This window comes from Mitsuaria sp. TWR114, assembly GCF_007997345.1.
Window position 1 is genome coordinate 1 of record NZ_VOSR01000482.1, and the last position, 5,385, is coordinate 5,385.

Here is a 5,385-nt window from a genome sequence, read left to right on the forward strand (position 1 = left end):
CCACCAGCAGCGGCTGCAGCAGCCGCGAGGTCAGCGGCGTGGTGCCCTTCAGGAAGATCGTGTTGTGGTGCGGGCTGGAAAAGGCCGTGCCGGGGAAGGCGATGAACGAGACCTTGCGCTGCTGGCCGTGATGCATCGCGGTGTCGAGCGAGGCCTGCAGCGGACCGCGGTCCCTGGCCTGGAGCAGCGGCTGGCCCTGATAGGGGGCGAGCAGCGTGGAGACCTCGGTGTACTGCCAGTACTTCACCAGCAGGTCGGCCCAGGTGTTGATCATCCCGGTCGCGCCGACGACGAAGCACCACACCAGCGTGACGATGCCCACGAGGTTGTGCAGGTCCAGCCACTTGACGCGGGTGGAGCGGTCCTTGCGCACCGCGCCGAAGTCCAGCTTGCGCATGAACGGCGCATACAGCACCACGCCGCTGACCAGCGCGATCAGCAGCAGCAGTCCCATGAAGCCGAGGAAGAGCTTGCCCGGAAGGCCCGCGAACATGTCCACGTGCAGGCGCAGCATCAGGTCCATGAAGCCCTCGCCGACGCGGTACTCGCGCACCACCAGGCCGGTGCGGGCGTCGACGGCGACGGACTTGAAGTCCTCGGTCGGCGCCGGCGTCGGGGCGAGCGTGAACCACCACAGGCGCGGGTCGTCCTCGTTCTCGCCGGCGTACTGGATGACGCGGGTCGGATGCACCGCGTTCGCGGCCTTGGCCATGACGTCCAGCGAGACCCGCTGCGCGTCCATGGCGGCGGGTAGCACGGGGGCCTCGATCTCGTCGCCGAGCAGGTGGCCGATCTCGTGATGGAAGATCAGCGGCAGCCCGGTCAGGCACAGCAGCAGCATGAACAGCGTGCAGACCAGGCTGGTCCACTTGTGGAACCAGCTCCAGACGCGGATGGCGCGCGAGCTCAGCATCGTCGTGTCCTCAGAAGTCGGCCGCCAGGCTCAGGTTGACGCTGCGCGGCTGGCCGACGACCAGGTAGCTCTGGTCCGGATAGCCGCCCGCCGACGCCCAGTACTTGCGGTTGGTGAGGTTGTCGATCCGCGCACGCAGCGTGAGCAGCGTGCCCTGCACCTCGAACAGATAGCGCGCGCCCGCGTCCAGGCGGGTCCAAGCCGGCACGCGCAGCGTGTTGGCGCTGTCGGCGAAGACCTTGCCGGTGTGCACGACGCGCGCGTCCAGCGCCAGGCCCTGCAGCGCGGGGACTTCCCATTCGGCGCCCAGGTTGGCCTGCACCCGGGCGATGCCCAGCGTGCGCTTGCCTTCGGTGGCGGCCACGCCGGTGCCGTGCTGCCTGGCGTCCAGCCAGGTCAGGCCGCCCAGCACCTTGAGCTCGCGCGTGGCCATGCCGAAGGCGGTCAGCTCGACGCCGCGATGGCGGTCCTCGCCCTGGGCGGTGTCCTGCGCCAGCACCGCGCGCGGCTTGTCGGTGGTGAAGTAGGAGGCGCCGAAGCCCAGGCGTCCGCCGTCGTACTTCAGGCCGACTTCCTTCTGCTTGGAGGCGTAGGGCGCCAGGTCGCGCGCCGGCTGGCCGTTCTGCGCGGCCAGGCTGTCGCCCTTGTTCAGGCCCTCGATGTAGTTGCCGTAGACCGACAGCTGCCTGGACAGGCGGTAGACGATGCCGGCGACGGGGCTGGTCTTGCTCCGGTCGTAGGTGGTGACGACGCCACCCGGCGTGATCGTGTCCAGGAAGCGGACCGTGGCGCTGATCGAGTCGACCTTGAGCGTCTGGTGACGCAGGCCCAGCGTGATCAGCAGCGAGTCGTCCAGCAGCGACAGCGTGTCGCCGATGGCGACGCTGCGGTTGCGGATGCGGGTGTTGAGCCGCGGGTCGTCGACGCTGTTGCCGACGTACACGCTGTCCGAGAACGCGGGCAGCGCGCTCCGGGCCGGCGTGTAGAGGTTGGTCGGCTGCGTGTTCAGGAAGTCCATCGCGTAGCCGTTCTTCGTGTCCAGCGAGAACACCGAGGCCGAGACCACCCATTCATGCCCGACCGAGCCGGTGCGCAGCTTGCCGCGCAGGCCCGCTTCGCCGGTGTCGACGCTGTCCTTGCGGCCGTTCTCGAAGCGGTAGAAGGTGCCGTCGCCGGTGGCGGCGTCGGTGACCGTGAGGTTGCCCAGCCGGTTCGCTTCCTTGCTGCGGCGCGCGCCGTAGGCGGCCCAGGCGGTGACGGCGTCGTTGAGGTCCCATTCGCCGCGCAGCGTGCCGAAGGTGTCGCGCTCGTTGGAATAGGTCCAGGGCTGGGCGTAGTTGGCCTTGTTGTCCGGCAGCGCCGGCATCGCGCTCAGGCCGTTGACGGTGACGCTGGGGCGCGTGCGGGTGAGCTGGTTGTCCTGCCAGCCCAGGTCGGCGCTCAGGCGGACGTCGCGGCTGCGCCAGTCCACGCCCAGCGCGACGACGCTGGTCCGCGCCTTCTCGTCGTCGACCGCGGTGCCGCCGTCGCGGTAGGCGGCGTTGAAGCGCACGCCGGTGGCCTTGTCCGGACCGAAGCGCCGCGCGACGTCCAGCGCCGCGCCGCCCGCGCCGCCGCTGCCGGCGTTCACCGTGAGGCGCGTCAGCGGCTCGACCGGCGCGCGCTTGGGCAGCAGGCTGATGTTGCCGCCGATGCCGCTGCCGTTGGGGCTCGCGCCCATCAGGAAGGCGGAGGCGCCGCGCAGCACCTCGACGCGCTCGAACAGCTCCGAGGCGATGTACTGGCGCGGCAGCAGGCTGTAGAGGCCGTTGTAGGCGACGTCGTCCGAATTCAGGATGAAGCCGCGGATGAAGTAGGCCTCCTGGAAGTTGCCGAAGCCGCGCGCGGCACGGATGCCGGGATCGTTCTGCAGCACCTCGGCGACGCTCCTGGCCTGGCGGTCCTGGATCAGCTCGTTGGTGTAGGCGGTGATCGAGAACGGGGTCTCGAGGTTGTCCTTGGTGCCGAGGATCCCGGCGCGCCCGCCGCGCGCCACCTGGCCGCCGGCATAGGCCTTGGACAGGCCCTGCTTGTCCGCGGTGGCGCTGACGGTCACCACCGGCAACTGGGAGGGCGCGTCGCCGTCCTTGTCCTTGGGAGCGTCCTGCGCGAAGGCGGCAGGGGCGGCGAGGGCGCACAGGCCCAGGGCGATGGCGAGCGCCAGCGGGCGCTTCGGGAAGTGATTCATGGGACGGGGACCTGGAGGGAGTTCTTCTTCGGGGAGGGACAGCGGCCGGCGCCGGGCCGGCACGGTATGGGTGACGGGCGTCAGGCCGCCTTGCGGGGCCGCCAGGCAAACCAGGCGATCACCGCCACCGGCACGCCCAGGCCGATCCACGACCAGACGTCGCCCCAGGCGTCCGACACCAGCGCCGACAGCAGGCCGGAGGTGCTCAGCACGCCCAGCGCGATCGGCCAGGACCAGAGACGGCGGGATTCGGGAGACCACATCGGCGGACGCTCAGCTTGCAAATAACAATTATTCGCATTCTAGAGCGAAGCGCAGCCCGGCTGGGTGGCGGGATCTCCCGTTTGGGCGGTGGGAAAGCGGAGGCTGAAAGCGCTGCCGCCCCTTTTGGGGGCGGCAGGGGGGGCGAAGGCCGGGCGACCGCTAGACGGTCGCGCGGGCGGCCGCCGCCGGGCTGGTGCGTTCGGCGCGCTCGGCGTCCTGGCGGGCGAGGTACTGGTGGATGCTGGCCACCACCTGCGCGCCTTCGCCGATCGCGCCGCCGACCCGCTTGACCGAGCCCGAGCGCACGTCGCCGACCGCGAAGACGCCCGGGATGCTCGACTCGAGCAGCTCCGGCTTGTACTGCGACAGCGGGCAGGCGCAGGCGCGGCCGGTGATGATGAAGCCGGCCTGGTCCAGTTCGAGGCCGCACTGCGAGATCAGGCCGGTCTCGGGTTCCGCGCCGATGAACATGAACAGGTGCTGCAGTGCCAGCCGGCGCTGCTGGCCGTTGCGACGGTCGCGCCAGCAGACGGCCTCCAGCGAGTCGCCGCCTTCGAGCTCGCACAGCTCCTGGTGCGGCAGCAGCTCGATGTTGGCGGTGCCCTGGATGCGGTCGATCAGGTAGCGCGACATCGTCGCGGCCAGCCCCGGGCCGCGGACCAGCATGATCACCTTGGCCGCGTGGTTGGCCAGGAACACCGCCGCCTGGCCCGCCGAGTTGCCGCCGCCGACGATCACGACCGTCTGCCGGCTGCAGATGCGGGCCTCGATCGGCGAGGCCCAGTACCAGACGCCCCGGCCCTCGAAGCGCGCCAGCGCGTCGAGGTCGGGCCGGCGGTAGCGCGCGCCGGTGGCGATCACCGCGGTGCGCGCCCGCACCGTACGGCCGTCCTCCAGCGCCAGGCGCAGCTCGTCGTCCTCGCCGTGGCGCTCGCAGCTCATCTCGGTGACCTTGGCCGGGATCAGCATGTCGGCGCCGAACTTCTGGGCCTGGACGAAGGCCCGGCCCGCCAGCGCCTGGCCCGAGATGCCGGTCGGGAAGCCGAGGTAGTTCTCGATGCGCGAGCTCGCGCCGGCCTGGCCGCCGAACGAGCGGCAGTCCATCACCAGCACCGACAGCCCCTCCGACGCCGCGTACACCGCGGCCGACAGGCCCGCCGGGCCGGCGCCGACGATGGCCACGTCGTAGAGCTCGGGGCGCTCGCGCATGTCGACGATGCCCATGCAGCGGGCGACCTCCTCGTCGGTCGGGTCGACCAGCACGTCGCCGCCGGGGCAGATGACCAGCATCTGCACGCCTTCGGTCATGTACTGGTCGGCGAGCGCCTTGGCGTCGTCGTTCTGGTCGGGCTCGAGCTGCTGGTGCGGATAGCCGTTGCGGCCGAGGAAGCTGCGCAGCCGCATCACCGGCGCGGCCTTGGCCCGTCCGATCAGCGTCGCGCCGCTGGCGCCGGCCTCGATCAGGCCGACACGGCGCAGGATGAAGGCGCGGGTGAGGCGCTCGCCCAGGTCGGCCTCGGCGATCAGCAGCGCGCGCAGCTGCGGCGGGCTGACCTCGACCGCCTCGACCTCGGTTTCCGCGATCGCGTCGATGAACGAGGGCCGGCCGCTGAGCTGGCCAACCTCGCCCAGGAAACCGCCCGGGCCGTGCCGGTGGATCGGCGTCACGTGGCCGAGGCTGTCACGCTGGGAGACGGTGATCTCGCCGCTGAGGATCAGGGTCATGCCCATGCCGGCATCGCCGGCACGCACGACCCACTCGCCTTGGGAATAGCGCCGGAACCGGCCAAAGCGCGCGACGCGCGCGATGTCGGCGACGCCGAGCGTGGGAAACATCTGGGCACCGCGCGTGTCGGCGATGCTGGGCTGCTGGACCTGGGCCATGGGACCTCCTGGCGCGCACCCTAACCGACGGGCGGGCCAGCGGCAAGCGCCGGACGGGAGAGCGCGGCGCGCGGCGCCGGGCGGGGGACGGACGGCC

Annotated in this window: 4 protein-coding genes; all 4 read right to left on the bottom strand. The window is 71.3% G+C overall.

What is annotated here, in order from left to right; all coding sequences use genetic code 11:
• Positions 1-913, bottom strand: a 913-nt coding sequence (locus FUT87_RS17220; protein ID WP_186830590.1) for a PepSY domain-containing protein, incomplete at its 3' end; no start/stop codon positions are given.
• A gap of 10 nt (positions 914-923) precedes the next feature.
• Positions 924-3,140, bottom strand: coding sequence for a TonB-dependent siderophore receptor (locus FUT87_RS17225; protein WP_147241809.1), 2,217 nt, complete (start codon positions 3,138-3,140; stop codon positions 924-926).
• An 80-nt stretch (positions 3,141-3,220) separates the two neighbouring features.
• Positions 3,221-3,403 carry a hypothetical protein gene (locus FUT87_RS17230; RefSeq protein ID WP_091721147.1) on the bottom strand — a complete coding sequence of 61 codons (183 nt, stop codon included), beginning with the start codon at positions 3,401-3,403 and terminating at the stop codon, positions 3,221-3,223.
• 160 nt (positions 3,404-3,563) lie between these two features.
• On the bottom strand, positions 3,564-5,288 hold the full coding sequence (locus tag FUT87_RS17235) for a cyclic nucleotide-binding domain-containing thioredoxin-disulfide reductase (protein ID WP_091721150.1): 1,725 nt from the start codon (positions 5,286-5,288) through the stop codon (positions 3,564-3,566).
• Positions 5,289-5,385 lie beyond the last annotated feature (97 nt).

Bases quoted from the DNA above. Each gene is read 5' to 3' on its own strand.
- FUT87_RS17225 (WP_147241809.1), bottom strand. From the start codon at position 3,140: ATGAATCACTTCCCGAAGCGCCCGCTGGCGCTCGCCATCGCCCTGGGC.
- FUT87_RS17230 (WP_091721147.1), bottom strand. From the start codon at position 3,403: ATGTGGTCTCCCGAATCCCGCCGTCTCTGGTCCTGGCCGATCGCGCTG.
- FUT87_RS17235 (WP_091721150.1), bottom strand. From the start codon at position 5,288: ATGGCCCAGGTCCAGCAGCCCAGCATCGCCGACACGCGCGGTGCCCAG.